Origin of the sequence: Aeromicrobium chenweiae, from assembly GCF_003065605.1 — a bacterium.
Lineage (GTDB): Bacteria > Actinomycetota > Actinomycetes > Propionibacteriales > Nocardioidaceae > Aeromicrobium > Aeromicrobium chenweiae.
On the sequence record NZ_CP026952.1, the window covers coordinates 3,107,472 to 3,133,386 of the forward strand.

The following is a 25,915-nucleotide window of genomic DNA, read 5'->3' on the forward strand; positions in this document are numbered from 1 at the left end:
GAACGAAGTTACGAACTGACGCCTGCCTGTGACCGGGCGGTAACACCCGAGGACTGAGCGAACATACCCCAGGTAACTCCGAGTGACAAACGTGACCCAGACCACGAACGAGAGATGACCGGAACCCCGGGCACGCCAAAGGCGCCCCTCCCCGAAGGGAGGAGCGCCTCTGGAAGTGGGCTAGCCGTGTGTCACTTGACGGTGACGCTGGCGCCGGCTGCCTCGAGGGCATCCTTCGCCTTGTCGGCAGCTTCCTTGTTGGCCTTCTCGAGGACGGGCTTCGGAGCACCCTCGACGAGGTCCTTGGCCTCCTTGAGTCCGAGACCGGTGATCGTACGAACTTCCTTGATGACCTGGATCTTCTTCTCTCCAGCGCCCTCGAGGATGACGTCGAACTCGTCCTGCTCGGCGGCGGCGTCGTCACCAGCGGCACCGCCGGCGGCGGGCGCGGCAGCGACGGCAACCGGAGCGGCTGCGGTGACGTCGAACGTCTCCTCGAACTCCTTGACGAACTCGGAGAGCTCGATGAGGGTCATTTCCTTGAATGCATCCAGCAGATCGCCGGTGCTGAGCTTCGCCATGGTGGCGTCCTTCCGTTATGAGACCCCGAGGGGGTCCCGATTGGGATAATCGGGCTATCAGCCCTCGGTGGTCTCCGCGACTGCGGAGTCGGCCTCGGCGGGTGCCTCGGCCGGGGTGTCTGCGCCCTCGCTGTCGACCTTCGCCTGCAGGGCACCCAGAACTCGGGCGGCCTGCGACAGCGGGGCCTGGAACAGCGATGCGGCGTTCGACAGGCTGGCCTTCATGCCACCTGCGAGCTTGGCGAGGAGGACCTCGCGCGACTCGAGGTCGGCCAGCTTGTTGATCTCGTCAGCGGAGAGGATCTTCCCGTCGAGGAAGCCTCCCTTGATGACGAGGGGCGTGTTGGCCTTCGCGAAGTCACGCAGACTCTTCGCTGCCAGCACCGGATCGCCCTTGATGAAGGCGATCGCGGTCGGACCGGTGAGGAGCTCGGTGTCGAGCTCCACGCCTGCGTCCTTGGCGGCGATCTTGGTCAGCGTGTTCTTGGCGACGGCATAGCTCACGTCTTCACCGAGAGAGCGGCGCAGTTCCTGCAGCTGCTTCACGGTGAGACCGCGGTACTCGGTGAGGACAGCGCCGCTCGACTGACGGAAGTTGTCCGCCAGCTCCGCAACAGCGGCTGTCTTTTCCGCGTTTGCCATGGGTCTCCTTCCAGCACATGGGTCGTACCTAGACTGCGATCCCATGTGCGTACACGGGCCCGACACGAAAAAACGTCCCGGGCACAGGGCCACGGGACGCTGAGTTGCTGCATCTGAGTCGTGAACCTGCGCGGGCCGCCCTCTCGGGCGCTTCGGGCAGCTCGTGCGAGCTACCTGCCAGCGGTCTTCGGCACGTCCCAGAATAGGGCACGGACGCGAGGCAACCAAATCGTCGCCCGGCGGGGGTCAGACCGAGGCGCCCTTCAGCAGCGTGGACAGGCTCTTGTCGGACAGCTCGTCGGCCGGCGGCGGGGTGATGTCGACCGGCTCGCCCCACTGGCTGAGGTCGATCGTCCCGGTCATGCCGCCGAAGCCGTACGTCATCCGGCGCAGCAGATCGTCCGGGCCGAGGAACATCGTGTAGACGAGCGTCTTCGGGATCGTGGACCGCGACGCCTCCGGGAGCTCCGCGAACGCTTCCACGCGGCTCGTGTCGACCGTGACCTCGTACGGCTGCGCCTGGACCCCGTCGATCGTCTCGGGATCGCCCTTGGCCTCGACCGACGTCACTGCGTCGGCGAGGGCGGTCACCTGCTGGGAGGTGTCGAGCTGCTCCAGGACGGGTGCCAGCTGCTGGGTGATCGGGTCGCTGGTGTCGGAGAGATCGGCCTTGGCGAACTTCCCCCGGTGAGCGCGCCGAGGTTCATGTAGATCTGGCCGTCCACGAACGTCACCTTCATCGTCCCCGGACCGGCCTGGCCGTACTCCATCGTCACCGAGACTGCGTTGTCCTCGGGCTTCTCACCGGTCTGCTGGTCGCCGGACGCGGTGACCTTCTGGCCGCCGGCCTCGATGACCATCTCCACGTGGCTCGTGCGCGACTTCTGCTGCGCCGTGACCAGCCGCTCGCTGAAGTTCTTGGCCGTCAGCACGTCGCTCGCCGGGGACGCGGACGCACCGCTGCCAGCCGAGGTCGCCGACCCGTCCGACGCGGTGTCGCTCCCGCCGCAGGCGGACGTACCGAGGGCGAGGGCCGCCACGGAGGCGACGACGGCGAGCTTCGTGAGGCGCAGCTTCATGGCACCAGCGTATCCGCCGCGACGCGCGATCGCCTGGGCGAACGACGCCGGCCCCCTGGCGACGCGGTGGGCGTCGCCGGGGGGCCGGCGGGTGGTGCAGGTGGTGCGGAGGCTCAGGCCTCGTCGACCGCGTAGCTCTTCGTGCGGCTCGGGTCGACCGGGATGCCCGGACCGTTGGTCGTGGAGACCGTGATCTTGCGGACGTAACGGCCCTTCGAGCTGGCCGGCTTGAGACGCAGGATCTCGTCGAGCGCAGCGCCGTAGTTCTCGGCGAGCTGCTCGGCGGAGAACGACGCCTTGCCGATCACGAAGTGCAGGTTGGCGTGGCGATCGACGCGGAACTCGATCTTGCCGCCCTTGATGTCACCGACGGCCTTGGCGACGTCGGGCGTGACCGTGCCGGTCTTCGGGTTCGGCATCAGGTTGCGGGGGCCGAGCACGCGGCCCAGGCGACCGACCTTGCCCATCATGTCCGGCGTCGCGACGACGGCGTCGAAGTCGAGCCATCCCCCGTTGACCTTGTCGACCAGCTCGTCGGCGCCGACGTAGTCAGCGCCGGCCTCGCGGGCGGCCTCGGCGTTGGCGCCGGTGGCGAAGACCAGGACCCGTGCGGTCTTGCCCGTGCCGTGCGGAAGGTTGACGGTGCCGCGCACCATCTGGTCGGCCTTGCGGGGGTCGACACCGAGCCGGACGGACACGTCCACGGTCGAGTCGTAGTTCTTGCTGCCGGCCTCCTTGGCCAGGTTGGTGGCCTGGAGGGGGGTGTACAGGCTGTTCTTGTCGATCTTCTCGGCGACCTCGCGGTACGCCTTGCTGTGCTGTGCCATCTCTGGTCTTCCTTCGTGTGTGTGAACCAGTCGTGGTCGGTACGGGCCCAGCCGGCCCTGCCACTAGTGGTGCGTAAAAGAGCTGGTGGAGATCAGTCCGTCGTGACGCCCATCGAGCGCGCAGTGCCCTCGACGATCTTCATGGCGGCGTCGATGTCGGTCGCGTTCAGGTCCGGCAGCTTGGTCGTGGCGATCTCGCGGATCTGGTCCTTCGTGATCTTGCCGACCTTGTCCGTGTGCGGGACGGCCGAACCCTTCTGCAGACCGGCAGCCTTCTTGATCAGCTCGGCCGCGGGCGGCGTCTTGGTGACGAAGGTGAACGTGCGGTCTTCGTAGATCGTGATCTCGACCGGGACGACGTTGCCACGCATGGCTTCTGTGGCCGAGTTGTAGGCCTTGCAGAACTCCATGATGTTGACGCCGTGGGGGCCGAGCGCGGTACCGACGGGCGGTGCCGGGTTGGCCATACCGGCCTGCAGCTGCACCTTGACGATGGCTGCGACTTTCTTCTTGGGAGGCATTTCTCGGGTCCTTGACTGATGGTTGGTGCGGTGTAGTGAACCGGTTGGCTCAGACTTGCTGGCTCAGACCTTCTGGATCTGGGTGAAGCTGAGCTCGACCGGCGTTTCGCGGCCGAAGATCTCCACGAGGGCCTTGACCCTCTGTGCATCGACGTTGATCTCGGTGATGGTCGCGTGCAGCGTGGCGAACGGTCCATCGACGACCATGACGGAGTCGCCGACCTCGAAGTCGGAGAACTCGACCTTGGCGGCCTTCGTCTGCTGCTGGTCGGGGGCGTCCGCCGCGGTTGCGACTTCGGCCTCCACTGCCGGGGCGAGCATGCTCTCGACCTCGGCAAGACTGAGGGGGACGGGCTGGTGGGAGTTGCCCACGAAGCCCGTGACGGACGGCGTGTGGCGGACGACGCCCCACGACTCGTCGGTGAGGTCCATGCGGACCAGGACGTAGCCGGGCAGGACGGTGCGCTTGACGAGCTTGCGCTGACCGTTCTTGATCTCGGCGACCTCTTCGGTCGGGACGACGACCTCGTAGATGTAGTCCTCGGCGTTCAGCGAGGTCACCCGGTTCTCCAGGTTCGACTTCACCCGCTTCTCCATGCCGGAGTAGGTGTGCACCACATACCAGTCGCCGACCTGGTTGCGGAGGCGGTCCTTGAACTCCTGGAGCACGTCGACGACGGGCTCCTCGGCGTCGTCGGCGTCCGCGGCCTCGACAGAGTCGTCGACGTCGGCCTCGTCAGCCGTGGTGTCGACCTCGTCGGTCGCCTCCGGGGCTTCAGGCGCGTCGACATCGGTCGCGTCGGACTGCGCGTCCGCGTCGACGTCGATGTTCTCTTCGTAACCTTGAGTCACAGTGATCCTTTGGAATTGCTAAGCGAAGATGGCGAAGGCTGCCTTGCCGAACCCGTAGTCGAGTCCGGCGACGATGGCCATCATGACGAGCACGAACACGAGCACCACCCAGAAGTAGTTGATCACCTGGGGGCGGGTCGGCCAGACCACCTTGCGGAGCTCGGCGATCACCTGGCGATAGAACGTGATCGGCGAGGTGCGCTTGCCGGACGTGCCGGCCAGCTCGTGACGATCGCTCACGTGATGCTCCTTGGTCAGTGTTCGTTTTCGGTGCTACGTGGTCGTGTTGCGCAGGGCACGAGGGACTTGAACCCCCAACCTTCGGTTTTGGAGACCGATGCTCTACCAGTTGAGCTAGTGCCCTTCGGTCAAATTCGCCGAGCCGCCGCCCGAAGGAGGGCATGACGATTCAGAGTGAAAATTCACCGGTGGGTCAAGTGTACGTGGTGGGGTGTGCCGACGTCGAACCGAGGCAGGCAGCACGGGACTGGCAGGATGGGTGACGTGTCCGACCCGGTTGAAGGCTTCCGTCCGGTCGCCGCCCTGCCCAAGGCCCACCTGCACCTGCACTTCACCGGATCGATGCGGCACGCGACGCTGCTCGAGCTCGCGGAACGCGACGGGATCCGTCTGCCGTCCTCGCTCACCGAGGAGTGGCCCCCGAGCTGAGCACCGCCGACGAGAAGGGCTGGTTCCGCTTCCAGCGGCTCTACGACGTCGCCCGTTCGGTGCTGCGGACCGAGGAGGACGTGCGCCGTCTCGTCCTCGAGGCTGCGCTCGACGACGCCGCGGACGGATCGGTCTGGACCGAGATCCAGGTGGACCCGTCGGGGTACGCCGCCCGGTTCCACAACATGACCGAGTTCACCGACCTGGTCATCGACGCCGTCCGGGACGCGTCCGAGCGCGCCGGGATCGGCATGGGCGTCGTCATCGCCGCCAACCGGACCAGGCACCCCCTCGACGCACGGACCCTGGCCCGGCTGGCCGCGCAGTACGCCGGACGCGGCGTGATCGGGTTCGGGCTGTCCAACGACGAGCGGCGCGGCGACACGCGTGAGTTCGCCCCGGCGTTCGCGATCGCCGAGCGGGCCGGGCTCGCGCTGGTCCCCCACGGCGGCGAGCTGCGCGGCCCCGCGCACGTGACCCAGTGCCTCGACCACCTGCACCCGAACCGCCTCGGGCACGGCGTGCGCGCCGCCGACGACCCGGCCGTGCTCGCGCGCGTCGCCGACAGCGGGGTCGCCCTCGAGGTGTGCCCGACCTCGAACGTCTCGCTCGGCGTGTACAGCACGTACGAGGAGGTGCCGGTCCGCACGCTGACCGAGGCCGGGGTCGACGTGGCGCTCGGCGCCGACGACCCGCTGCTGTTCGGCTCGCGCCTGGGCGCCCAGTACTCGATCCTGCGCGTCGCCCAGGACTTCTCGGACGCGGAGCTGGCCGAGCTCGGCCGGATGTCGATCCGCCGCTCGTACGCGCCGCGCGAGCTCGTCGCGACCGCCCTGTCCGGGGTCGACACCTGGCTCGGGACACCTCCGGACGACGGCTCGCGATGACCGCCCTGCGGCCCCCTGCGCCCAGTGCACCCGGCGCGACGGCGTCGCTCGTGCTGGGCCTGTGCTCGGTCGCCGGCTCGATCCTGCTCCTCCCGGTTCTGCTCGGTCCTTTGGCCTGGTACCTCGGGGCGTCCGCCCAGCGTGAGGCTCAGCGGGACCCGGTCCGGTGGTCCGGCGCCGGCACCGCCCGCACGGGCATGGTCCTCGGCATGGTCGCGACCGCCCTCCTGCTCGCGGTGCTCCTGGCCCTCGCGGCCGCCGTCGCGGGGCTGGCCTTCGTCTACCGGTACGACGCGGGGTACGGCACGTGACCCGAGCGGCTGTGCAAGGCTGGCCCGCATGAGCGACGAGGAGCCGAGGTACCCGGGCCAGGAACCACCGCACCAGCCCAACTGGGGCTCGGCGTACCCGCCGCCCGGCCAGTCGACGCCGCCTCCGGGCTACGGCTATCCGCCGCCCGGCTATCCCCCGCCGGGATACCCGCCGCAGGGGTACGGCTACGGCCCCGTCGTGCCCAAGCACCCCAACGCGTCCACCGCGATGGTGCTGGGCATCGTGGGCGTCGCAGGAGGCTTCTTGTGCTGGCTCCCCCTGCTCGTGTCGCCGGTCGCCCTGTTCCAGGGGCGCAAGGCGATGCGGGAGATCGACGCGAGCAATGGACAGCTGAATGGCCGCAGCGAGGCCAAGGCGGGCTTCGTGCTGGGCATCATCGGCACGGTCCTGCTCGCCCTCGCGCTGGCGTTCGTCGTCCTGATCGTCGTGCTCTCGCTCACGATCCAGGACTTCTGGGGCGAGACGACGGACGACGACCCCGGCACGTTCGACACCTCAGCGCGCACATCCCTGGTCGCGACCTGGCCGTCCGGCGCCTGAGCCCGGCTACAGCGAGCAGCCGACCAGCACGGGCTCGTTGACCAGCCTGATGCCGTAGGCGGCCTGGACCCCGTCGCGGATCTCGCGGGCGAGGTCGAGCAGCTCGGCCGTGCTGGCGCCGCCCCGGTTCGTCAGCGCCAGGGTGTGCTTGGTCGACAGCGACACGTGCGCGTTGCCGTGCCCCTTGGCGAAGCCGGCGTGGTCGATCAGCCATGCGGCGCTCGTCTTGACCGAGCCGTCCGGCTGCTCGAAGCGGGGGGCGCCGGCGGGCAGGGCCGCGGCCTGCTCGGGGGTGAGGAGCGGGTTGGTGAAGAACGAGCCGGCGCTCCACGTGTCGTGGTCGTCCGCGTCGAGCACCATGCCCTTGCCGCGACGCAGGCCGAGGACCGTGTCACGGACCGCGCGGGCCGGCGCACGGCCACCGACCTCGACGCCCAGCGTGCGGGCCAGCTCGCCGTACGCGACGGGCGCGCCCAGGTCGCCCAGGGCGAGCTGGAACGTGACCGTCAGGACGACGTGGCGCTGCGGCTCGGCCTTGAACCGGCTGTGGCGGTACCCGAAACCGCAGTCGGCCGCGGCGAACGTGCGGATGCGCCGGTCGTAGCGGTCGTAGGCACGCACCGACGCGATGGTCTGCGAGACCTCCTGGCCGTACGCGCCGACGTTCTGGATGGGCGTCGCGCCGGTCGATCCGGGGATGCCGGACAGCGCCTCGACCCCGACCCAGCCCTCGTCGACCGTGCGGGCGACGAACGCGTCCCAGGGCTCCCCCGCGGCGACCGTGACCATCGCGCCGCTGCAGGCGTCCGCATCGACCGTGACGCCGCGGGTGAGCACGCGGACGACCGTGCCGTCGAGTCCCTCGTCGGCGACGACGAGGTTGCTGCCGCCGGCCACGACCAGCACCGTGTCGCCGGCCTCGTCCGCGACCCGGACGGCCTCGACCAAGTGCTCCTCGGTGGTGGCGTCGATCACGGCGCGTGCGGGCCCACCGAGACGCAGCGTGGTCAGCTCGGCCAGGTCCATGGCCGCGACGCTAGCAGCGTGCGCCGAGCCGCCCGGCGAGCGGTCCGGGAATGACGAAGGCTCCCACCTGCCGAAGCAGTGGGAGCCGTCGTACGGGGAACCTGGGGTCAGCGCGTCTCGCGGTGCGTCTGGTGCGTCTTGCAACGCGGGCAGAACTTCTTGAGGTCGAGACGATCGGGGTCGTTGCGACGGTTCTTCTTCGTGATGTAGTTGCGTTCCTTGCACTCGGTGCAGGCCAAGGTGATCTTGGGACGAACGTCTGAGCTCTTGCTGGCCACGAGGGTGCCTCTTCTGATCGATGATGCTGGGGTCTTGCCTGTGCAGGTTGTGCGGTAGCTGGGGCGGGACTCGAACCCGCGACCCCACGATTATGAGTCGTGTGCTCTAACCACCTGAGCTACCCAGCCGCGACGGGCACGAGTTTCCCCGTGCCCGACGGACTCTTCGTGTTGCGAGTCCTGAGCCCCTTTACGGAATCGAACCGTAGACCTTTTCCTTACCATGGAAACGCTCTGCCGACTGAGCTAAAGGGGCAAGCCGACAAGCAAAGATACCCGGTACCACCCTCAGACACGAAATCGGGGGTCCGTGGTGCAGGATGTCGTGCATGACAGCCCGCCATCCCAACGGTTTTCGGTTCAGTGACGAGTTCATCAAGAAGTGGACCAACGCGCTCATCATCACCCTGTTCGTCGTCACGGGGGTCGGTGTGGCCCTCGGTCTGGCGAGCGACGCCGACGCCGCCCCGAGCTGGCTGGGCGAGGCAGCCGTCGTCGTGATCGTGATCGGCGTCGTCGGTCCGATCCTGGCCTCTGCCGTGCTCGGCGGCGAGGCCATCCGGAAGGGCGGAGGAGTCATCGGGCTGCTGTTCACCGCGGGCTTCGTCGCAGGAGGGGCCGGGAAGGGCTTCGAGATCCCGTGGCTGATGTGGACCGGCGGCGTCGTCGCGGCGCTCGGCGTGCTGAGCTTCTGGGTCATCGGCTGGATCGCCAAGGTGCCGATGTACATCGGGCTGCCGCGGGCCCACGGCAAGGTCATCCAGCGCAAGGACAGCCCGCCGAGGGACTACTTCGGCGGCGACGACCCACGGCTCCGGGTCAAGCGCCCCCGACGCGGCTCAGGCGGCTCCAGACGGCGCTGAGACGGCCGAGCAGGCTGCGGGCGCGTCAGACGGACCCAGCGGCGAGCCGCGACGGCCAGAGGGGGCCCTCGTAGATGAAGCCCGTGTAGCCCTGCACCAGGTCCGCGCCGGCGGCGAGTCGCGCCCGGACGTCCTCGGGCGTCGTCACCCCGCCGACCGCGATGATCGCGAGCCGGTCGCCGACCCGCGCGCGCAGCCGGACGAGCACCTCGGTCGCGCGCTCGGCCAGGACGGGCCCCGAGAGGCCGCCGGGACCGGCCGCCTCGATCGTGGCGCGGTCCGTGCGCAGGGACTCGGGCCGGGCGATCGTCGTGTTGGTCGCGCTGATGCCGTCGAGACCCAGCTCGAGGGCGAGGTCCGCGACCGCGTCGACGTCGACGTCCGCGAGGTCCGGGGCGATCTTGACCAGCAGGGGCACCCGTCCGGACGGGTTGCGGTCGGCGACCTCCTTGACGGCCGCGAGCAGCGGACGCAGCTCGTCGACGGCCTGGAGGTCGCGCAGGCCCGGCGTGTTCGGCGAGGAGACGTTGACCACGAGATAGCTCGCGTACGGGGTCAGCAGCCGCGCGCTCTCGACGTAGTCCGCCACGGCGTCCTCGGCCGGCGTGGCCTTGGTCTTGCCGATGTTGACCCCGATGACGGCGTCGCGGCCGGCCCGGGTGCGGCGCAGGCGGTGCAGACGCGAGGCGACCTCCGCCGCCCCCTCGTTGTTGAAGCCCATCCGGTTGATGACCGCGCGATCCTCGACCAGGCGGAACAGCCGCGGACGCGGGTTGCCAGGCTGCGGACGTGCCGTGACGGTGCCGATCTCGACGTGGCCGAAGCCGAGGGCGAGCAGGCCCGGGACCGCCTTGGCGTTCTTGTCGAACCCGGCCGCCAGGCCGAAGGCGTTGGGGAACGCGAGGCCCATCACGGTCCGCGGCGCGTGCGTCTGCGGGACGGCCAGCCGGGTGGCGAACCGGCCGGCGCGGATCGCGGCGAAGGCGCGCTCGTGCGCCGTCTCGGGGTCCATCCGGCGGAAGACGGCGTCGAAGAAGGCGCGATAGACCACGGAGCCAGCCTATCGGCCTCAGCCGCGGGCGAGGACGTCGAGCCGGAAGTCCTCCTCGAGGTGCTCGACCACCCTGACCAGCCCGTCGCACTCGACGATCTCGCGGTGCGCCTCGTCCCCCGTGCACGTCGCGGCCTCGAACGGGTGCCGCCAGTGCACCAGGACCAGGTGCCCGTCGAGGGCCAGGCTGTCCAGGACGTGGGCCAGCACCTGCACCCGGCCGCTTGCCGAGAGGTAGTAGAGCAGCTCGGAGAGCACGATCAGGTCGAGCGGGCCCTCCGGCCAGTCGTCCGGCACCGACTGCTGGGCGAACGTCACGTTGGACGACGGCACGCCTGCCCGGGCCCGGACCAGCGGTGCAGCGACGGGATCGGTCGCCAGCAGCGTGTCGCAGCGGCCCGACAGCAGGTCGGTCAGGGCGCCGATCGAGCACCCGGGCTCGAAGCCGCGGCCGTACCGCTCACGGGGCAGGCTCGCGACCGTCAGGGCGTGCTTGCGCCGCTCGTACGCGCGCTCGGCCAGTTCCCACGGATCACTCGATGCTGCATACAGCCCCTCGAAGTACTCCGGCGAGGTCACGCAGCCACCCCCTTGCGGCGACGTCCAGCCGGCTCCTGCACAACCGGCACCCTCTCACCATGCCACCTGCCGCGGCGTCCGCAAACCCCTACTGGGCCCCGAGACGGGCCTCGGCGATCGACCGCATGGTGTCGGCGAATCCCGCGTCGTGCTCGAGCAGGTCGCGCAGCGCCTCCTCGCCGAGGCGCACGGCGGAGATCGGCGAGGACGCGACGACCGAGGCGTTGCGCAGGCGGTGGTTGACCAGCGCGATCTCGCCGAAGACCGCACCGGGACCGAGCGAGGCGAGCCGCTGGCCGCCCTTGCGGATCTCGACGGTGCCGTCGAGCACGATGTACGCGGAGTCGGCGGGGGTCGACTCCATGATGATCGACCAGCCGCCGGGAATGTTGACGAGCGTGCCGACCGTGGCGATCCGGGTGACGATGTCGGCGTCGAACTCGGTCACCTGGGTGAGGCGGTCCACGACCTCGGGGTCGGCCTTGGGCTTGCGGAGCATGGGAGTTCCTTTCGTCGCGGCGCGTGGGCGCCGTGAGATGTCGGATGCTTAGCCACACCGTAGCGCCAGATCGCCGCTACTTTGTGGGGAGCGACCGGCACGGTCGGTGACCCTCGTGGCCGTCCGGCCACCCCCTGAGACGGAGTCGACGTGGCACCCGAGCACCGCTGGAGCATCGACCGGCTGCTCGGCCCGCCGGACCAGCCCACCCGCCGTCTGCGGGTCCGGGTCCAGCTCCTCCTGACGACGCTGCTGATCCTGACGAACGTCGTGGGCGCCGCGATCGTGTTCGGGCTGACGTTCCTCATCACCCCCGGCGGCGGGCCGGACGCGTCGTACCTGGGAGCGCTGGCCATCGCCGTTCCCGTCTACGTCGCCACGGCCGTCGTGGTCGGCGCGACCCTGATCACGGTGGGCGCGCTGCGGGCACTGCGCTGGGTGCGCGACGACGACGTGCCGACCGCGCGGGAGCGCCGCACCGCCCTGCGTCTCCCCTGGCGCATGACGCTGATCCAGCTCGGCCTGTGGTTCTGCGCCAGCGTCGTCTTCACCGTCATCGCGCTCGCGATCCAGCCCGAAGCGGCCCTCAGCGTGCTGTTCGCGGTGGGGATCGCAGGCGTCGTGGTCAGCGCGATCGCCTACCTGATCACCGAGTTCGCGCTGCGCCCCGTCGCGGCGCGCGCCCTGGCCGGCAGGGCCGAGACCGACGACCTCGGCGCGGGCGTGGAGCGCAAGATGGTCGTCTTCTGGTGCCTCGGCACGGCCTCCCCCGTGCTGGGCCTCGTCGTGGCGTCCGCCGTCGCGCTGACCCGCGACGACATCGACATCGACCGGCTCGCGTACGTCATCCTCGGGCTCGCGGCCGTGGTGCTCGTGTTCGGGCTGCTGGTCACGGTGCTCAACGCACGCTCGATCGTCACCCCGATCCAGTCGGTGCAGGCCGCCCTGGCCCGCGTCGGCGAGGGCGATCTGGACGTCGAGATCCACGTCAACGACGGCACCGAGCTGGGCCTGCTGCAGTCCGGCTTCAACGAGATGGTGCACGGGCTGCGGGAGCGCGAGCAGATCCGCGACCTGTTCGGCCGGCACGTCGGGCAGGCGGTCGCGCGGGCCGCCACCGCGGGGCAGGTCGAGCTCGGCGGCGAGACGCGGGTCGTGTCCGTGCTGATGATCGACCTGGTCGGCTCCACGACGTACGCGACCAACCGCCCGCCCGGGGAGGTCGTCGACATGCTCAACCGGTTCTTCGGGATCATCGTGGAGGAGGTCGACCGGCGCGACGGCCTGGTCAACAAGTTCATGGGCGACGCGGTGCTCGCGATCTTCGGGGCGCCGGCGGACCAGGACGACCACGCCGCCGCCGCCCTCGCGGCGGCGCGCGTCATCGCTGCCCGGATCGCGGACGAGATGCCCGACATCGGCGCGGGGATCGGGGTGTCCACGGGCCGGGCCGTCGCCGGCAACGTCGGCGCCCGCTCCCGGTTCGAGTACACCGTCATCGGCGACGCCGTGAACTCCGCCGCGCGCCTCGAGGAGCTCGCCAAGGACGTCTGCGGCGGCGTGCTGGCTGCCGCGGCGAGCGTCGCGGAGGCCGGCCCCGAGGAGCAGAAGCACTGGGTCGAGCACGAATCGATCGTGCTGCGGGGCCGGGCCGAGCCGACGGCGACCGCACGGCTGGCCTGAGCCCGCCGTCCGCGGTTGCGCGGCCCCGCGCGGGGTACGGCAGGGACCCGAAACCCTGAGGAGAGAACGTGTCGACCGATGCCATCGTGCTGCTGAAGAACGACCACCAGGAGATCCGCAAGGTCTTCAAGGCCTTCGAGGAGGCCGGCGAGCAGGCCTACAAGACCAAGGGCCGGCTCGTCGACCAGATGATCGAGCTGCTGACGGTGCACACGTACATCGAGAACGAGATCATGTACCCCCGCGTCCGCGACCTCCTCCCGGACCTGGAGGACGACGTGCTGGAGTCGTACGAGGAGCACCACGTCGCGGACGTCCTCGTGATGGAGCTGGCCGCCATGAAGCCCGACGCCGAGCGCTTCACGGCCAAGACCACCGTGCTGATCGAGAACGTCACGCACCACATGGACGAAGAGGAGCAGGACTGGTTCCCCAAGGTCCGCGAGGGCCTGAGCCGGACCGTCCTGCAGGAGATGGGTGCGGACATGATCGAGGCCAAGAAGACGGCTCCGCGCAGGCCCTCGCAGCCGAGCGCGCTCAAGAAGACCATCGACGCCGTCATCAAGTGACGTCGGCACCAGCAGGAGGACCATCCGCATGAGCAAGTACCAGATCCGGGACGCCGAGGGCGAGGTCCTGGCCGAGGACAGCTTCGACACGTTCGACGACGCCAACGTGTGGGCCACCCAGCAGGAGGTCGAGCCGGGCTGGACGATGTTCCAGCAGATGGGCGGCGAGTGGGTCGCCGCACGCCACGACCCGCTGCCCGACTGACGGGGCAGCACGTGGGCGCGTCGGAGGTCGCGCGGCAGCTGTACGGGCTGCCGCGGGCGGACTTCATCTCCGCCCGCAACGCCCAGGTCCGCGAGCTCAAGGGCACCGACCCCGAGCTGGCCCGGCAGGTCGCCGGCTTCACCAAGCCGTCCGCAGCGGCCGACCTCGTCAACCGGCTGGTCCGGGCCCGGACCGACCTGGTCGACGAGGTCGGCGACCTCGGGGTCCGGCTCCGGTCGGCGCAGCGTCGCTCCGAGGCCGCCGAGCTGCGGGGGCTCGACCAGGAGCGGCGTGCGCTGGTGAACCGCGCGGTCGACGCTGCCCGCGAGGTCGCCGAGGGCAGCGCCACCGACGCGACGCTGCGTGACGTCGAGCAGACCGTGTGGGCGGCAGTCGTCGACGCCGGCGCCCACGCCGCCTTCCGGGCGGGGGTGCTGGTGCGTCCGATGGCACCCGGCGGCTTCGGCGACGTGGACGTCTCGGCGTCGTCGGCCGTCCCGGTGGAGGTGGACACCAGCGCCGAGGACGTGGCCCCCGTCCGGTCGCGGTCACCACGATCCGCCACGAAGAAGGAGGCGCCCGCGAGGACGGGCCCGACCGCGGCCCAGCAGGAGGCCCGCCGCAAGGCCCGGCGCGATGTCGACGCGGCCACGGAGGACCTGGCAGGCGCGGAGCAGGCCGCCGCTGAGGCAGCCCGCCTCGCCGAGGAGTCCGAACAGCTCTCGACGGACCTGCAGCAGGAACGCGACGAGCTGCGGGAACGACTCACCGTCCTCGAGCGGGAGGCACGGGACACCGCACGTCAGGCCAAGGAGCGGCAGGCGGCCGCGCGGACGGCCGAGCGCGAGCGTCGCACCGCCGCGGACCGGCTCGACCGGGCCCGCCGCCGGATGGCGCAGGCCGAGGAGAGCTGAGCAGGTTCCAGGTCAGTCGGTCGTCGACGCCCCGGGTCCGGTCGCTGCGTACCGTGCGGCGGTGGTGCGGACGGCCTCGTCGACCACCTGGGCGACACGTTCGGCGCTCACCTCCCAGCCCGGCACCAGGAGTGTCGGCCAGAAGACGTAGTTGGAGATCATGCCCAGGAACTGGGTGGCCGCGAGGTCCACGTCCTCGATCCGCACCGTTCCCGCCTCGTTCTCGGCCAGCAGGTAGCCGCGCACGGACTCGAAGTAGGGCATCTTCCCGTTCGAGAACTGCGCGTTGGCGAGCTCGGGGAATCGCGGCAGCTCGGCGATGACGATGCGGAACAGGTCGGTCATCTGGGGGCGGCCCAACAGCTCGGCGTAGCGGCGACCGAGCGTGCTCAGCCCGTCGACGATGTTGCCCGGCGGCGGAGGATCCTCGTCGTCAGCGGTCGACCAGGACTCGGTGACCATGGCGTCGAACAGGTCGGCCTTGCTCGGGAACTGCTTGAACAGGGTGGCCCGTGAGACGCCCGAGCGCTCGGCGATGCGGGCCAGCGACGTCCGGTCGTAGCCCAGCTCGAGGAACAGGGCGGTCGCGGCCGTCAGGATCTGCTCGCGCTTCTCCTGCGCGATGCGCTGGTGGTACGTCGTCACGGCCCTGGTCATGGTCCGACCATACGAGGTGAGTGGCTTGACTCGCCATCAACGGGGGCCTACTGTCGTCAGTGGTGAGTCACTCCACTCACCACTCGCCACGAACTGAAGGAACCTCCGATGAACCGCTTCGACGACCAGACCGTGCTCGTGACCGGTGGGACCGGTGGCCAGGGATCGAGCCACGTCCGCGCCTTCCACGCCGAGGGGGCGAACGTGGTGATCGGCGACATCGACGCCGACCGCGGCGCCGCTCTCGCCGACGAGCTGGGGACCCGCGCTCGCTTCACGCTCCTCGACGTCACCGACGAGGACTCGTGGTCCGCGGCCGTGCAGGCCGCCGAGAGCGCGTTCGGCGGCCTGAACGTGCTCATCAACAACGCGGGCGTCCAGAACCCGCCGGCGCCGATCGAGAGGACGGACCAGGCCACGTGGTCGCGCATCCTCGACATCAACCTCACCGGGACCTTCCTCGGCATCAAGGTCGCGGCCCCCGCCCTGCGTCGCGCGGCAGGGGGAGCCATCGTGAACATCGCCTCCACGATGGGCCTGGGCGGCACGGCGCAGTACGCGCCGTACGTCGCCAGCAAGTGGGCCGTGCGAGGTCTCACCCGGACGGCAGCGCTCGAGCTCGGCCGGGACGGCATCCGCGTGAACACCATCCACCCCGGCGTGATCGCGACCCCCTTCATCCAGGAGCCGGCGGCCGGCGCCACCGCGGCGATCGCCGACTTCTACTCCCCCGAGCCGTTCGCCATCCCCCGACTCGGGGAGCCGACCGACGTCACCCGGCTCCTGCTGTTCCTCGCGTCATCAGACGCATCGTTCGTCACGGGGTCGGAGTACGTCATCGACGGTGGGCTCCTCCTCGGTCCCGCCCTCCAGGCCGAGACCGCGTGAGCGGGTTTGGCCACCGCGTACCGGGGGTACGGCGGCGCCATGATGACGATGCTGGGTGCCATGACCACGACCCCGGTCCTGATCACGGCGGAGCTGGCTGCCGGCCTCGGCGCCGCCGTGTCGACGACGTTGGGACGCCCCGGACCCGTGCGCCGCTCCTGGCTCCAGCCCAGCCACCACCGGCCGTCCACAGGAGGGGCAGCATGAGCACCGAGCCGAACGACGACCTCATCCGCGACGAGGTCTCCCCCGTGCAGCCGAGCGTCGAGGAGGTGGACGCCGAGGTGCGGGCGAAGCTCACCGGCCAGAGCGTCTCCGCCGTCGCCCAGCAGGCGGAGGATGCGTACGCCACGATCGGCGTCCGGCTGACGGGCGAGCAGCTCGCCGACTACGCCGATGCCGTCAGCACCGGTGCGGCGTTCGACATCGTCCAGGCCGTCGAGCGGTCGTCCTGATCGCAGGTCCGACGCTGGGGGCGGCGCCCCTCAGTGCTCGCGCAACGCCTTGACGAGCTCGGCCTTCTTCTTGCCCGAGTAGCCCGCGAGGCCCAGCTCCTTGGCCCGCTTGCGCAGGTCGGGAACCGTCCAGTCCTCGTAGGATCCGGACTCACCACCCTTGCGGCCGACCGAGGACTTCGACCGGCCCTCCTGGGCGGCCGCGTTGGAGATGCGCGCAGCCTTCTCCTCGTTGGTGACAGGTGGATTTGGCGGAGTCGTACCCCGGTCACCGGGGCCAAACGCATCAGCCTGTTTCAAGCGGGCGCGTGCTGGGAACTTGACGGGCATGACTTCCGACAACGAGTTCCCAGAGCAGCAGCAGACGCCTCCCGGCCGCACCGACGCCATGGACCCGCTTCCCGACCACGGCGAGGAGAGCTACCGCGGCACCGGCCGCCTGGCCGGACGCCGGGCCCTGATCACGGGCGGCGACTCCGGCATCGGCCGCGCCATCGCGATCGCATACGCCCGCGAAGGTGCCGACGTCGCGTTCACCTACCTCCCCGAGGAGCAGGACGACGCCGACCAGACCAAGGCCCTCGTCGAGGCAGAGGACCGCACGTGCCTGGCGATCGCCGCCGACCTGCGCGAGCGCGAGACCTGCGACCGGGTGATCGAGGAGACCGTCGCCGGGCTCGGCGGACTGGACATCCTGATCAACAACGCCGGCTACCAGATGGCCCGCGAGTCAACCCTGGCCGAGCTGACCGACGAGAACATCGAGCGCACGTACAAGACCAACCTGTTCCCCGTGCTGTGGCTCGCTCGCGCGGCCGAGCCGCACCTCTCCGCCGGATCCTCGATCATCAACAACTCCTCGATCCAGGCCTTCGACCCGTCGGTGACGCTGCTCGACTACGCGTCCTCCAAGGCGGCGATCAACAACCTGACCGTCAACCTCGCCGCGCAGCTCGGACCCAAGGGAATCCGTGTGAACGCCGTCGCGCCGGGCCCGATCTGGACGCCACTGCAGCCCGCGACCCAGTCCCCGGAGAAGGTCGCGCAGCTCGGCCAGGAGACGCCGATGGGCCGGGCCGGTCAGCCCGCGGAGGTCGCTCCCGCGTTCGTGTTCCTCGCCTCGGAGTCCGACGCGAGCTACGTCTCCGGCACGGTGCTGGGCGTCACCGGCGGCAAGGCGGTGTTCTGATGACCACGCAGCCCGACAAGCCCCTGGCCACTCCGCGGCCCGCCGACCCGGACGGTCGGCCCACCGACCCCGACACCGAGCGCAACCCGGTGACGCCTCCCAACCCGGCCGAGACACCACCGAGCAGCTGAGGCGAGTTTGCGTCCCTCCCCTCGCGGGTACTCCCTGCCCCAATGCACGTACGCACGACAAAGGGAGCAGCATGACCGAGAACGACAACAGCGGACTGGTCGGCAAGGCGCGAGACATCGCAGGTGAGGTGGCGCACGAGGTGAAGGCCGCGATGTCAGCGGGCCCCATCATCCCGGGCACCCCCGGCAGCGGCACACCGACGCTGGAGGAGCCCACCGAGCCCCGCGACCCGCTCCCCCCGAAGCCGGCCCAGCACGGCCCGATCCCGCACTCGCCGACCGGCGCCCCGTCCAAGGACAGCGACACGGCCGCCGCCCAGCAGGGCGCCCGCCTCACGACGGCGACGGGCGTCCCGCTGCGCGACACCGATCACTCGCTCAAGGCGGGCCCGCGTGGTCCGGTCCTTCTGCAGGACCACCACCTGCGCGAGAAGATCATGCACTTCGACCACGAGCGCATCCCCGAGCGCGTCGTCCACGCGCGTGGAGCGGCCGCCCACGGCGTCTTCCGCTCCAACGGTGCGGCGTCCGAGCTGACCAAGGCCGCGTTCCTGGCCGAGGGCGCCACCACCCCGGTGTTCACCCGGTTCTCGACCGTCCTCGGCTCCCGGGGCTCGGCCGACACCGTGCGCGACACCCGCGGCTTCGCGGTGAAGTTCTACACGACCGAGGGCAACTTCGACCTCGTCGGCAACAACATCCCGGTGTTCTTCATCCAGGACGCGATCAAGTTCCCCGACGTCATCCACGCCGGCAAGCCGCACCCGGACGTCGAGATCCCGCAGGCGCAGAGCGCCCACGACACCTTCTGGGACTTCGTCTCGCTGCACACCGAGGCCCAGCACCACGCGATGTGGAACATGTCGGACCGCGGCATCCCCCGTTCGTACCGGATGATGGAGGGCTTCGGCGTCCACACGTTCCGGCTCGTCAACGCCGAGGGCGCGACCACGCTGGTCAAGTTCCACTGGAAGCCGCGTCTCGGCGTCCACTCCCTGACGTGGGAGGAGGCCCAGATCGCCGCGGGTGTCGACCCGGACTTCCACCGCCGTGACCTCGCCGACGCGATCGAGGCCGGTGCGCACCCCGAGTGGGACCTCGGCGTCCAGGTCTTCCCCGACACCCCCGAGCAGATGTTCGCGGGCATCGACCTGCTCGACTCGACGAAGATCATCCCCGAGGAGCTCGCGCCGGTGCAGGTCATCGGCACGATGACGCTGAACGCGAACCCGGGCAACTACTTCGCCGAGACCGAGCAGGTCGCGTTCCACGCGGGCCACTTCGTGCCGGGCATCGACGCGACCGACGACCCGCTGTTCCAGGGCCGTCTGTTCTCGTACCTCGACACGCAGCTCACCCGTCTGGGCGGTCCGAACTTCGACCAGATCCCGATCAACCGCCCGCACGCGCCGGTCAACGACATGCTGCGTGACGGCTTCCACCAGGACGCCGTCCACACCGGGATCGCGCCGTACAAGCCGAACTCGCTCGACGGCGGCTGCCCGTTCCTCGCCGGCGAGGACATGAGCGGCTTCATCGACGTCCCGCACCCGATCGAGGCCTCGGTCAAGGTGCGCGAGAACCCCGCGACGTTCGACGACCACTACAGCCAGACGCGGCTGTTCTACCGGAGCCTGACCCCGGTCGAGCAGGCGCACGTCGCGCAGGCGTACACGTTCGAGCTCGGCAAGTGCTACGAGCAGGCGATCAAGGAGCGTCAGCTCCAGGCCCTGGCCAACATCGACGCCGAGCTCTGCGCGACGGTCGCTGCCGGGCTCGGTCTGCCGGCCCCGGAGCCGACCATCCCGCTGACCGACGAGACGCCCAGCCCTGCGCTGTCCCAGATCGGCGGCACCTGGCCGATCGACGGACGCCTGGTCGGCATCGTGGTGCCGGACGGCCTCCAGGACCTGAGCGACGTCCGCACCGCGCGCGACGCGATCTTCGCGGCCGGCATGGTGCCGCTCGTGGTGGCGTCCAAGGGCGGCATGCTGACCGACGGGACCGGCGACCCGATCCCCGTGCAGCGGACCTTCCTCACCGTCCGCTCGATCGAGCTCGACACGATCCTGCTCGCCGGCGCACCCATCCCCGGCCTGGACGCCAACCCGGCCGTCGACGCCAAGGGCGCTGCCCCGAGCGTCGGCATCCTGGATCCGCGCGTCGCGCTGCTGGTCCAGGAGGCGTACCGCCACGGCAAGGCACTCGGAGGCTGGGGCGACGCCGCCACGGTTCTCGAGGGCAGCGGCCTGCCTGACGCCCCCACCGGTGTCTACATCGGTGACGACGCGGCCGACGTCGTCACGAACGTGATGACGCTGCTCGGCGCCCACCGTGTCTGGGAGCGCTTCCCGGCGTGATCTGACAGAACCCCGCTGGCCCTGACGTTTCTGCCTCGACACGCCTCGCGTGTCGGTCAGAACGTCAGGCCAGCGGGGGTTTGTCATTCCCCGCGCTGCGGTGGGGTGCCTACGCCACCGAATAGCCGGGGCGCGGTGCCTACGCCACCGAAAGAGGCCGTTTTCAGGCTCAAACGGTGGCAGATCCACCGCGCCGGTCCATACGGTGGCAGATCCACCGCCCAGTGGGCGGTGGATCTGCCAGGATCGGATTCGGTCAGCGGTGCGACCTCAGCCAGCTGCGGATGTCCTTGACGACCTGCTTGTCGGGGTCACCGAACGCGGGCGTGAACTTGCGCGTGACGTTCATGGTGTGCGCCATGCCCGGGTAGATGATGACCTTGTGGTCCTTGTTGTTGCCGGCCGCAGCGATCGCGGCGTCGGCGGTCAGGGCGACCCGCGCCGGCGTCTGCAGGTCGTTCTCACCGTTGAGCAGCAACGTCGGTCCGGAGAACTTCGGCAGCGCCTCGGTCACCGTCGGGAAACGGGCGATGTCGGCGACGTACTCCTGCAGACCCTCCAGGCCCGGGACGTCCGGGTAGTTGTCGATCCCGGTGGCCTTGCGCAGGACCACACCGGCCTCCGCGTCGATCGCGATCTTGCCGTCCTTGTTGGTGTCCGTGCTCGGCTGGATCTTGTTGCCGTCGAGCAGGACGGGACGGATCTGGTCGGCGAGATCCTTCGGCTGGCCGATCATGCCGTCCACGGCCTCCGTCGCAGTCAGCTGACCGTCGGCGTCGACGTCGAACTCGTCGTGCATCTGCAGCAGGAGGCGACCGTAGAGCTGAAGCGTCAACAGCTCCTTGATGTCCTGGCCGACGACGCCCATCTCGATCACGCCTGCCGGCTTCGGGATGTCGTACTTCTTCGGGTCGGACGCCAGGTTCGCCGCCACGTTGGTCCCCTCGCTGTGTCCCAGCAGGAAGATCCTCGAGCGGTCCACCTTCGACGACGCGGCCCCGAAGCGGATCACCGACGCAGCGTCCTTCTGGATCTGCGCGTAGGGGTTCTTCGGGTCCAGCTGCTTCGGGTCCTTGCTCTCGACCGGGCCGATGTCCGTGACGCCGCGCTTGTTGAAGCGCAGCGTTGCGAAGCCCTCGCGGGTGGCGGCCTGCGCCAGCGGCACGAACGTCGCGCCCCCGCCGTCGGGCAGCGTCTGGTTCATGTCGTTGTGACCGCTGCCGTGCACCATGACCACCAGCGGCAGACGCCCCCGGGAGTGGGTCGGGTACGTGAGCTCGGCCTTGGTGACCCAGCCCTTGCCGAAGTCGATCTTGACGGCCTTGCGGGTGATGCCCTCCCACCCGGACGTCTTCGTGGTGGCGGAGTGGCCCCCGTGGGGACCCTTCTCGGCCACCCCTGCGTTGGCTGCACTGACGCCACCTGCGAGCAGCGCAGCGGCAGTGAGCCCGATTGCCAGTTTGCGGTACTTCTTCGAATTGGTCATGACATCGACGCTATGGCGGCAGCCCGGGCCGTTCGATCCCCTCACCTACCCCTTTGATGGTGCAGCAGGCTGTACCGCAGGGCGTGACGCGGTGGGCCGCGTTCAGCTCTCGTCGGTGCCCCAGCGTGCAAGTGCGTCGATCGCGTCGCGCAGCGCAAGCCCGCGATCGGTCAGCGCGTAGGCGGGGGTGTTGTGCCGAAGGGGTAGGCGACACCGGCAGCCTCGAGCTCGCGCAGACGGGTCGCGCGCATGTTGGTCGGCACTCCGAGGTCGCGCTGCAACACGCCTACCGACTGCGGAGTACCTTCTGCGATCGCAAGCGAGCTAAGCGTCAGGGACGGGCGATCGGTATCGCAGTCCGTCGAGCGCCAGCTCGAGGAGGTGATCGATCTCAGCCGGCGACTCGAAGGGGATCTTGGCAATGCCGCCAGTGAGCTTCAGGATCTCGGCGAGATCGGTGTCCGGGCGCACGACTCCGGCCTCCTGGGCGCGGTCGAGGAGCGGCTGACCGACGGCGTAGAACGCCGCGCGGCTGCGTTGGAAGACCTCAGCATCGTGCCCGAGGGTACTCAGCAGCACCGGAGACAGGGCTTGCTTCCCCAGGAGGTAGGCCGTCAGCCGCCGCAACCACTCGGCAAGTGCGTCCCAGGGAGGCTCGTCGAGAAGTTCGGCAGCTGAGTCGCAGAACGCCTCGACCTCCTCGAGGTAGACCGCCTCGAGGAGGTCGGCCCGGTCGGGGAAGTTGCGGTACAGAGTCGCGATGCCCACCCCAGCGCGTCGCGCGACCGCTTCGAGCGATGTGTCTGCACCGCCCTCGGCGAAGGCCTCTCGCGCGGCTTCGACCAGCTTGTCGTAGTTGCGGCGAGCATCAGCGCGGCGCGGACGGGCGGGAGCGAGCTGCTCGGACTTTTCGTGGTTCATGGCGACGGTCCTGAAATCCGATTTGACGATCCGAAGGGGCCCTCCATATATTGTGGAGGGGGCCTCCACTTAGTCTCGCGGGCATCGCGAGCCTAACACCCCCGCCTTTCCGTCGACCTTGGGAACCAGTCATGAGAACCGAACCCGCACCTACTCCGGCACACCCTCGCATGGCCTTGGTGGTCCTGTGCTTCGCGCAGCTGATGATCACTCTCGACACCACGATCGTGAATGTCGCTCTGCCCGCGATCCAGGACGATCTTCATTTCAGCGACGCCAACCTGACGTGGATCGTCAACGCCTTCCTTGTCACCTTCGGCGGCTTCATGCTCCTGGCCGGCCGCCTCGGCGACCTGCTCGGACGACGGCGCGTCTTCATCGTCGGTCTGGTCATCTTCACGGTGGCATCAGCACTCTGCGGCTTCGCCCCCGACCAAGGCGTGCTCGTAGGCGCCCGCTTGCTGCAGGGTGTCGGCGCTGCGCTGCAGGGAGCGGCCATCCTGGCGATCATCGCCACCGAGTTCCCGAAGCCGGACGAGCGCGCACGGGCGATGAGCGCTTACGTCTTCGTCGCCGTCGCTGGTGCCGCACTGGGCCTGCTCGTCGGCGGTGTCCTCACCGAAGGCATCAGCTGGCGCTGGATCTTCCTCGTCAACCTGCCCATCGGCGTCGCCACCATCATCGTCGGACGCATGCTGATCCCGGCCGACATCGGCATCGGTCTGGACCAGGGCCTCGACTGGATCGGATCCGTGCTCGTCACCCTCGCCGTCATGGTCGGCGTCTTCGCGGTCGTCGGAGCGGCCGATCACGGCTGGGGGTCAGCCTGGGTGCTCGGCTCCGGCGCCCTGGCACTGATCCTCGCCGCCGCCTTCCTTGCAACCGAGGCACGAGTCGCCAATCCGGTGATGCCGATGCGCATCCTGCGCCTGCGGGGATTGATGGGGGCAAGCGCGGTGCGAGCTCTGATTGCGACTGGCCTCTTCGCCATCTTCTTCCTCGGCACGCTGTACGTCGAGAACGTCCTCGGCTACAGCGCAGTCCAGACCGGACTGGCCTTCCTGCCGTGGTTCCTCAGCCTTGGCGTCCTGTCTCTGGGAGTGACGGCACGGCTGGTCAGCCGCTTCGGCCCGACCCCGATCATGGTCGCCGGCATGCTGACATCGATCGTCGGCATGCTGCTCTTCAGCACCGCCGGAGTCGGCACGGACTACTTCCCCACGATCGGCCTGGCCAACTTCGCCGTCGGCACCGGGGTCGGGCTTGCGATGATGCCGCTGCTCACGATCGCCATGGGCGACGTGCCCCCGTCTGATCGAGGCCTGGCCTCCGGTCTGATCACCGTCGCCCACCAGGTCGGTGGCGCCCTCGGCCTCGCTGTCCTCAGCACCCTCGCGACCACCCACACGCGCTCGCTCATCTCAGAAGGCCATCCAGCACTGAGCGCCCAGGTTGACGGCTACCACCTCGCATTCCTGCTGGCTGCAGGCGGCTTGGCGATCGGGATCGTCGTCGCCGTGCTCGCACTGGGTCGCGCTGGATCGGCGACGCCGGCTGCCTCTCAAGGCGATGTCGTGTCCGACTCGCGGTGAGCGCCGATATGCCCTGAAGGCGGCATCTTCAGCTGACGGGGAGGTGTGGTTCCCCCGCAGCTGGAGCGTGCCGCCTTCAGGGCGACTGGGCGAGCCACGCTGAGACGCGCGATGACAACAGGGCGTACTGCGCATCAAGGCGGGTCGGGCCTGTCGGCCGTTCCACGCGCTCGCCGCCCACGATCTTCTCGTGCGGGCCGAACTGATCGATCGTGGCGTCGATCTCCTTGCCGTCCGGCAAACGGTTCCACCAGTGAAAGTCGACCTGCCGGCCATCGACGACGACCTCGCCTCGCACCAGACACCCACCGAAGTAGTCGTGGAGAACAACTGCAGCCGTCGCGCACTGACCGCGAGCCGGGTTGTCGGGCGTCGAGTGCGCGACATCCTCAGGCGCGCAGGTGTCCGGTCCCCAGGACTCGCGCAGAGCGGTCATGACGGCTGCAAGATCCATGGTTTCGAACGTATACGCGAGATCCGACAGCACGGACAGGCAACGCCTCGTGCACTAGTTCTGCGCCAGGATCTGCTGCCCGGTGACCAGCGGGTAGCAGGAGAGGGCGGCGCCGTCGAGGTCGACCTTGTGCAGGTCGACTGCCGTGATCTGGCTGTTCTCGTACGTCGTGTAGTAGTAGATGGCCTTGTCCGTGTTGCAGCACGAGGAATAGATGGTGATCTCGTACTTGTCGCCGACCTCCACGCAGCCCCGCTGCTGCGCGACGGAGCCGAGGATGTGGAAGAACTGGCTGATGGCCTCCGACTCGGAATCGCCCGAGATCGAGTTCACCGCGGTGAACGCAGCCTTGACGAACCGGGACATCGAGGAGAGGTCACCGGGCAGACCTACGGCACCCAGCCCCCTGCTGTAGGAGTCGAGCTGCAGCTTCTTGGAGAAGTGGTTCTCGGGTTGCGCGGTCGACATGCTCGCGTAGTTGTTGAGGTTGAACAGCTGGATGTCGAAGGTGGGGTTGTTGGTCAGCAGGCCCACCGGGTTGTCATAGACCCGCAACCCGTCCTTGACCGACTCGACCGTCACAGACTCCTCGCGGTCGGAGATGATCCAGTGCAGCGGCGACAGCGGGAACTCAGCGCTGAAGGGAATGTCGACCAGCACCATGTCCTGCAGGGCCTCACGCGCCTGGGAGACGGTCTCGAACTGGCCGAGGATCCACGGGATGAACTCGAACGGCGTGATGTTGTTCTTCCCCGGCGTCTCGGGCTTGTAGTCGGCGTTGTCGGGGAAGTTGAGCCCCGCCATGCTCAGCCCCTTCTCGTTGGTCGCGTCGTAGTAGAGCGGGTAGCCATCGGCCACGGTCGTCATCCCGATGAGAGCGTGATGAGTCGTCAGGTCGCTCACTTTCCGGAACGCGAGCGGGAAGCTGCGCGGCGTGATGGTGACCGACTCGTGATAGGAGAACTCGAGATCCAAGTTGCGGCCGAAATAGTGATCCTTCGCGGCATAGCTCGTTGCAGTGCACACAGTGCGACCTCCATTGGTGTCCGACTCGATTGGTCCGGCCAATGACGAGGTGCGGCACGGATTCACGTCGACGTTAGGAGAGGTCGCAGGTACTCGATAGAGAACTCCGCCACTGTCGGGCGGGAATCGGGTGACCCCGGATCGTCGTTCGGAGCCTG

General features: G+C 69.2%; 35 protein-coding genes and 3 tRNA genes. 16 read left to right on the plus strand and 22 right to left on the minus strand.

The window, feature by feature from the left end; genetic code table 11:
* Positions 1 to 191 precede the first annotated feature (191 nt).
* The 9 genes from rplL to C3E78_RS15095 all read right to left on the minus strand — a co-directional run bounded on the left by rplL (position 192) and on the right by C3E78_RS15095 (position 4,866).
* Positions 192 to 581, minus strand: a complete 390-nt coding sequence (gene rplL / locus C3E78_RS15055) for a 50S ribosomal protein L7/L12 (protein WP_108579776.1) — start codon at positions 579 to 581, stop codon at positions 192 to 194.
* Between the two features lie 57 nt (positions 582 to 638).
* Positions 639 to 1,223, minus strand: coding sequence for a 50S ribosomal protein L10 (gene rplJ / locus C3E78_RS15060; protein WP_108579778.1), 585 nt, complete (start codon positions 1,221 to 1,223; stop codon positions 639 to 641).
* Between the two features lie 246 nt (positions 1,224 to 1,469).
* Positions 1,470 to 1,814, minus strand: a complete 345-nt coding sequence (locus C3E78_RS15065) for a LolA-like protein (protein ID WP_108579779.1) — start codon at positions 1,812 to 1,814, stop codon at positions 1,470 to 1,472.
* Positions 1,811 to 2,302 (minus strand): hypothetical protein, encoded by a 492-nt coding sequence (locus C3E78_RS15070; protein WP_108579780.1) that lies wholly within the window; start codon positions 2,300 to 2,302, stop codon positions 1,811 to 1,813. The genes C3E78_RS15065 and C3E78_RS15070 overlap by 4 nt, the downstream gene beginning before the upstream one ends.
* Positions 2,303 to 2,415: 113 nt before the next feature.
* On the minus strand, positions 2,416 to 3,129 hold the full coding sequence (gene rplA, locus C3E78_RS15075) for a 50S ribosomal protein L1 (RefSeq protein WP_108579782.1): 714 nt from the start codon (positions 3,127 to 3,129) through the stop codon (positions 2,416 to 2,418).
* 92 nt (positions 3,130 to 3,221) lie between these two features.
* On the minus strand, positions 3,222 to 3,650 hold the full coding sequence (gene rplK, locus C3E78_RS15080; protein WP_108579785.1) for a 50S ribosomal protein L11: 429 nt from the start codon (positions 3,648 to 3,650) through the stop codon (positions 3,222 to 3,224).
* A 63-nt stretch (positions 3,651 to 3,713) separates the two neighbouring features.
* Positions 3,714 to 4,502 carry a transcription termination/antitermination protein NusG gene (gene nusG / locus C3E78_RS15085; protein WP_235833644.1) on the minus strand — a complete coding sequence of 263 codons (789 nt, stop codon included), beginning with the start codon at positions 4,500 to 4,502 and terminating at the stop codon, positions 3,714 to 3,716.
* 18 nt (positions 4,503 to 4,520) lie between these two features.
* Complete coding sequence (gene secE, locus C3E78_RS15090) at positions 4,521 to 4,742, minus strand: preprotein translocase subunit SecE (RefSeq protein ID WP_235833645.1); 222 nt, start codon at positions 4,740 to 4,742, stop codon at positions 4,521 to 4,523.
* Positions 4,743 to 4,793: 51 nt separating this feature from the next.
* Positions 4,794 to 4,866 (minus strand) — tRNA-Trp (locus C3E78_RS15095).
* 140 nt (positions 4,867 to 5,006) lie between these two features.
* On the opposite strand from C3E78_RS15095, the gene C3E78_RS18720 reads away from it, so the two are divergent.
* The 4 genes from C3E78_RS18720 to C3E78_RS15110 are packed head-to-tail and all read left to right on the plus strand — an operon-like array spanning position 5,007 to position 6,931.
* Positions 5,007 to 5,171, plus strand: a complete 165-nt coding sequence (locus tag C3E78_RS18720) for a hypothetical protein (protein WP_279586394.1) — start codon at positions 5,007 to 5,009, stop codon at positions 5,169 to 5,171.
* A complete protein-coding gene (gene add, locus C3E78_RS15100; protein ID WP_279586395.1) occupies positions 5,156 to 6,058 on the plus strand; it encodes an adenosine deaminase in 903 nt (300 codons plus the stop codon). Before C3E78_RS18720 ends, add begins: the two co-directional genes overlap by 16 nt.
* Positions 6,055 to 6,369 (plus strand): DUF4190 domain-containing protein, encoded by a 315-nt coding sequence (locus C3E78_RS15105; RefSeq protein ID WP_108579789.1) that lies wholly within the window; start codon positions 6,055 to 6,057, stop codon positions 6,367 to 6,369. Before add ends, C3E78_RS15105 begins: the two co-directional genes overlap by 4 nt.
* 28 nt (positions 6,370 to 6,397) lie before the next feature.
* Positions 6,398 to 6,931, plus strand: a complete 534-nt coding sequence (locus C3E78_RS15110) for a DUF4190 domain-containing protein (RefSeq protein ID WP_108579791.1) — start codon at positions 6,398 to 6,400, stop codon at positions 6,929 to 6,931.
* 6 nt (positions 6,932 to 6,937) lie between these two features.
* Here C3E78_RS15110 and C3E78_RS15115 read toward each other — a convergent pair whose 3' ends face one another.
* From C3E78_RS15115 to C3E78_RS15130, 4 genes are all read right to left on the minus strand, one after another.
* Positions 6,938 to 8,068, minus strand: a complete 1,131-nt coding sequence (locus C3E78_RS15115; RefSeq protein WP_424922774.1) for a UDP-N-acetylmuramate dehydrogenase — start codon at positions 8,066 to 8,068, stop codon at positions 6,938 to 6,940.
* A complete protein-coding gene (gene rpmG, locus C3E78_RS15120) occupies positions 8,065 to 8,235 on the minus strand; it encodes a 50S ribosomal protein L33 (RefSeq protein ID WP_108579795.1) in 171 nt (56 codons plus the stop codon). The genes C3E78_RS15115 and rpmG overlap by 4 nt, the downstream gene beginning before the upstream one ends.
* A gap of 55 nt (positions 8,236 to 8,290) precedes the next feature.
* Positions 8,291 to 8,364: transfer RNA gene (locus C3E78_RS15125), tRNA-Met, on the minus strand.
* Positions 8,365 to 8,418: 54 nt separating this feature from the next.
* A tRNA-Thr gene (locus tag C3E78_RS15130) sits at positions 8,419 to 8,491 on the minus strand.
* 73 nt (positions 8,492 to 8,564) lie between these two features.
* Between C3E78_RS15130 and C3E78_RS15135 the strand changes: the two genes are divergently transcribed.
* Positions 8,565 to 9,098 (plus strand): hypothetical protein, encoded by a 534-nt coding sequence (locus C3E78_RS15135; protein ID WP_108579797.1) that lies wholly within the window; start codon positions 8,565 to 8,567, stop codon positions 9,096 to 9,098.
* Positions 9,099 to 9,123: 25 nt separating this feature from the next.
* Here the strand turns inward: C3E78_RS15135 and C3E78_RS15140 are convergent, their stop codons facing one another.
* The 3 genes from C3E78_RS15140 to C3E78_RS15150 all read right to left on the minus strand — a co-directional run bounded on the left by C3E78_RS15140 (position 9,124) and on the right by C3E78_RS15150 (position 11,227).
* Positions 9,124 to 10,149 carry a quinone-dependent dihydroorotate dehydrogenase gene (locus C3E78_RS15140; RefSeq protein ID WP_108579799.1) on the minus strand — a complete coding sequence of 342 codons (1,026 nt, stop codon included), beginning with the start codon at positions 10,147 to 10,149 and terminating at the stop codon, positions 9,124 to 9,126.
* 18 nt (positions 10,150 to 10,167) lie between these two features.
* Positions 10,168 to 10,728 (minus strand): class I SAM-dependent methyltransferase, encoded by a 561-nt coding sequence (locus tag C3E78_RS15145; protein WP_108579801.1) that lies wholly within the window; start codon positions 10,726 to 10,728, stop codon positions 10,168 to 10,170.
* An 88-nt stretch (positions 10,729 to 10,816) separates the two neighbouring features.
* Positions 10,817 to 11,227: a cyclic nucleotide-binding domain-containing protein gene (locus C3E78_RS15150; protein ID WP_108579803.1), complete on the minus strand. Its 411-nt coding sequence runs from the start codon at positions 11,225 to 11,227 to the stop codon at positions 10,817 to 10,819.
* A 150-nt stretch (positions 11,228 to 11,377) separates the two neighbouring features.
* Between C3E78_RS15150 and C3E78_RS15155 the strand changes: the two genes are divergently transcribed.
* From C3E78_RS15155 to C3E78_RS15165, 4 genes are all read left to right on the plus strand, one after another.
* Positions 11,378 to 12,910, plus strand: a complete 1,533-nt coding sequence (locus C3E78_RS15155) for an adenylate/guanylate cyclase domain-containing protein (RefSeq protein ID WP_108579805.1) — start codon at positions 11,378 to 11,380, stop codon at positions 12,908 to 12,910.
* A gap of 68 nt (positions 12,911 to 12,978) precedes the next feature.
* Positions 12,979 to 13,479: a hemerythrin domain-containing protein gene (locus tag C3E78_RS15160; RefSeq protein WP_108579807.1), complete on the plus strand. Its 501-nt coding sequence runs from the start codon at positions 12,979 to 12,981 to the stop codon at positions 13,477 to 13,479.
* 28 nt (positions 13,480 to 13,507) lie between these two features.
* Positions 13,508 to 13,684: a hypothetical protein gene (locus C3E78_RS18365; protein ID WP_159085913.1), complete on the plus strand. Its 177-nt coding sequence runs from the start codon at positions 13,508 to 13,510 to the stop codon at positions 13,682 to 13,684.
* A gap of 11 nt (positions 13,685 to 13,695) precedes the next feature.
* A complete protein-coding gene (locus tag C3E78_RS15165) occupies positions 13,696 to 14,598 on the plus strand; it encodes a hypothetical protein (RefSeq protein WP_108579809.1) in 903 nt (300 codons plus the stop codon).
* Positions 14,599 to 14,610: 12 nt separating this feature from the next.
* Here the strand turns inward: C3E78_RS15165 and C3E78_RS15170 are convergent, their stop codons facing one another.
* Entirely contained in the window at positions 14,611 to 15,255 is a 645-nt protein-coding gene (locus tag C3E78_RS15170; RefSeq protein WP_108579811.1) for a TetR/AcrR family transcriptional regulator, read from the minus strand.
* Positions 15,256 to 15,363: 108 nt separating this feature from the next.
* Between C3E78_RS15170 and C3E78_RS15175 the strand changes: the two genes are divergently transcribed.
* From C3E78_RS15175 to C3E78_RS15185, 3 genes are read left to right on the plus strand one after another with little or no spacing between them, the layout of a single operon-like run.
* On the plus strand, positions 15,364 to 16,143 hold the full coding sequence (locus C3E78_RS15175) for a glucose 1-dehydrogenase (protein WP_108579813.1): 780 nt from the start codon (positions 15,364 to 15,366) through the stop codon (positions 16,141 to 16,143).
* A gap of 60 nt (positions 16,144 to 16,203) precedes the next feature.
* Positions 16,204 to 16,350, plus strand: coding sequence for a hypothetical protein (locus C3E78_RS15180; RefSeq protein WP_159085914.1), 147 nt, complete (start codon positions 16,204 to 16,206; stop codon positions 16,348 to 16,350).
* On the plus strand, positions 16,347 to 16,598 hold the full coding sequence (locus C3E78_RS15185; protein ID WP_108579817.1) for a hypothetical protein: 252 nt from the start codon (positions 16,347 to 16,349) through the stop codon (positions 16,596 to 16,598). The genes C3E78_RS15180 and C3E78_RS15185 overlap by 4 nt, the downstream gene beginning before the upstream one ends.
* Positions 16,599 to 16,628: 30 nt before the next feature.
* Here C3E78_RS15185 and C3E78_RS15190 read toward each other — a convergent pair whose 3' ends face one another.
* On the minus strand, positions 16,629 to 16,928 hold the full coding sequence (locus C3E78_RS15190) for an SAP domain-containing protein (RefSeq protein ID WP_108579819.1): 300 nt from the start codon (positions 16,926 to 16,928) through the stop codon (positions 16,629 to 16,631).
* On the opposite strand from C3E78_RS15190, the gene C3E78_RS15195 reads away from it, so the two are divergent.
* The 3 genes from C3E78_RS15195 to C3E78_RS15200 all read left to right on the plus strand — a co-directional run bounded on the left by C3E78_RS15195 (position 16,927) and on the right by C3E78_RS15200 (position 20,278).
* Positions 16,927 to 17,787: an SDR family oxidoreductase gene (locus C3E78_RS15195; RefSeq protein ID WP_108579821.1), complete on the plus strand. Its 861-nt coding sequence runs from the start codon at positions 16,927 to 16,929 to the stop codon at positions 17,785 to 17,787. The genes C3E78_RS15190 and C3E78_RS15195 overlap by 2 nt on opposite strands.
* Positions 17,787 to 17,918, plus strand: coding sequence for a hypothetical protein (locus C3E78_RS18725; RefSeq protein ID WP_268916153.1), 132 nt, complete (start codon positions 17,787 to 17,789; stop codon positions 17,916 to 17,918). The genes C3E78_RS15195 and C3E78_RS18725 overlap by 1 nt, the downstream gene beginning before the upstream one ends.
* Positions 17,919 to 17,989: 71 nt before the next feature.
* On the plus strand, positions 17,990 to 20,278 hold the full coding sequence (locus C3E78_RS15200; protein ID WP_108579823.1) for a catalase: 2,289 nt from the start codon (positions 17,990 to 17,992) through the stop codon (positions 20,276 to 20,278).
* 256 nt (positions 20,279 to 20,534) lie between these two features.
* Here the strand turns inward: C3E78_RS15200 and C3E78_RS15205 are convergent, their stop codons facing one another.
* Positions 20,535 to 21,764, minus strand: a complete 1,230-nt coding sequence (locus C3E78_RS15205) for an alpha/beta hydrolase family protein (RefSeq protein ID WP_135804829.1) — start codon at positions 21,762 to 21,764, stop codon at positions 20,535 to 20,537.
* Between the two features lie 324 nt (positions 21,765 to 22,088).
* Entirely contained in the window at positions 22,089 to 22,685 is a 597-nt protein-coding gene (locus C3E78_RS15215) for a TetR/AcrR family transcriptional regulator (protein WP_108579827.1), read from the minus strand.
* 170 nt (positions 22,686 to 22,855) lie between these two features.
* Here C3E78_RS15215 and C3E78_RS15220 point away from each other — a divergent pair, with 170 nt between their 5' ends.
* Positions 22,856 to 24,277, plus strand: coding sequence for an MFS transporter (locus C3E78_RS15220; RefSeq protein ID WP_159085915.1), 1,422 nt, complete (start codon positions 22,856 to 22,858; stop codon positions 24,275 to 24,277).
* A 76-nt stretch (positions 24,278 to 24,353) separates the two neighbouring features.
* On the opposite strand, the gene C3E78_RS15225 is transcribed toward C3E78_RS15220, so the two are convergent.
* Entirely contained in the window at positions 24,354 to 24,731 is a 378-nt protein-coding gene (locus tag C3E78_RS15225) for a YunG family protein (RefSeq protein WP_108580917.1), read from the minus strand.
* Between the two features lie 54 nt (positions 24,732 to 24,785).
* Positions 24,786 to 25,823 carry a choloylglycine hydrolase gene (bsh, locus tag C3E78_RS15230; protein WP_438938495.1) on the minus strand — a complete coding sequence of 346 codons (1,038 nt, stop codon included), beginning with the start codon at positions 25,821 to 25,823 and terminating at the stop codon, positions 24,786 to 24,788.
* Between the last annotated feature and the right edge of the window lie 92 nt (positions 25,824 to 25,915).

Coding starts and splice junctions, on each gene's coding strand:
- C3E78_RS15200 (WP_108579823.1), top strand. CDS start 17,990: ATGACCGAGAACGACAACAGCGGACTGGTCGGCAAGGCGCGAGACATC.
- C3E78_RS15105 (WP_108579789.1), top strand. CDS start 6,055: ATGACCGCCCTGCGGCCCCCTGCGCCCAGTGCACCCGGCGCGACGGCG.
- C3E78_RS15185 (WP_108579817.1), top strand. CDS start 16,347: ATGAGCACCGAGCCGAACGACGACCTCATCCGCGACGAGGTCTCCCCC.
- C3E78_RS15070 (WP_108579780.1), bottom strand. CDS start 2,302: ATGAAGCTGCGCCTCACGAAGCTCGCCGTCGTCGCCTCCGTGGCGGCC.
- C3E78_RS15135 (WP_108579797.1), top strand. CDS start 8,565: ATGACAGCCCGCCATCCCAACGGTTTTCGGTTCAGTGACGAGTTCATC.
- C3E78_RS18725 (WP_268916153.1), top strand. CDS start 17,787: ATGACCACGCAGCCCGACAAGCCCCTGGCCACTCCGCGGCCCGCCGAC.
- C3E78_RS15150 (WP_108579803.1), bottom strand. CDS start 11,227: ATGCTCCGCAAGCCCAAGGCCGACCCCGAGGTCGTGGACCGCCTCACC.
- C3E78_RS15190 (WP_108579819.1), bottom strand. CDS start 16,928: ATGCCCGTCAAGTTCCCAGCACGCGCCCGCTTGAAACAGGCTGATGCG.
- C3E78_RS15175 (WP_108579813.1), top strand. CDS start 15,364: ATGAACCGCTTCGACGACCAGACCGTGCTCGTGACCGGTGGGACCGGT.
- rplA (WP_108579782.1), bottom strand. CDS start 3,129: ATGGCACAGCACAGCAAGGCGTACCGCGAGGTCGCCGAGAAGATCGAC.
- C3E78_RS15225 (WP_108580917.1), bottom strand. CDS start 24,731: ATGGATCTTGCAGCCGTCATGACCGCTCTGCGCGAGTCCTGGGGACCG.
- C3E78_RS15110 (WP_108579791.1), top strand. CDS start 6,398: ATGAGCGACGAGGAGCCGAGGTACCCGGGCCAGGAACCACCGCACCAG.
- C3E78_RS15170 (WP_108579811.1), bottom strand. CDS start 15,255: ATGACCAGGGCCGTGACGACGTACCACCAGCGCATCGCGCAGGAGAAG.
- C3E78_RS15220 (WP_159085915.1), top strand. CDS start 22,856: ATGGCCTTGGTGGTCCTGTGCTTCGCGCAGCTGATGATCACTCTCGAC.
- C3E78_RS15180 (WP_159085914.1), top strand. CDS start 16,204: ATGACCACGACCCCGGTCCTGATCACGGCGGAGCTGGCTGCCGGCCTC.
- C3E78_RS15195 (WP_108579821.1), top strand. CDS start 16,927: ATGACTTCCGACAACGAGTTCCCAGAGCAGCAGCAGACGCCTCCCGGC.
- rplL (WP_108579776.1), bottom strand. CDS start 581: ATGGCGAAGCTCAGCACCGGCGATCTGCTGGATGCATTCAAGGAAATG.
- C3E78_RS15205 (WP_135804829.1), bottom strand. CDS start 21,764: ATGACCAATTCGAAGAAGTACCGCAAACTGGCAATCGGGCTCACTGCC.
- C3E78_RS15215 (WP_108579827.1), bottom strand. CDS start 22,685: ATGAACCACGAAAAGTCCGAGCAGCTCGCTCCCGCCCGTCCGCGCCGC.
- C3E78_RS18365 (WP_159085913.1), top strand. CDS start 13,508: ATGAGCAAGTACCAGATCCGGGACGCCGAGGGCGAGGTCCTGGCCGAG.
- rplK (WP_108579785.1), bottom strand. CDS start 3,650: ATGCCTCCCAAGAAGAAAGTCGCAGCCATCGTCAAGGTGCAGCTGCAG.
- rplJ (WP_108579778.1), bottom strand. CDS start 1,223: ATGGCAAACGCGGAAAAGACAGCCGCTGTTGCGGAGCTGGCGGACAAC.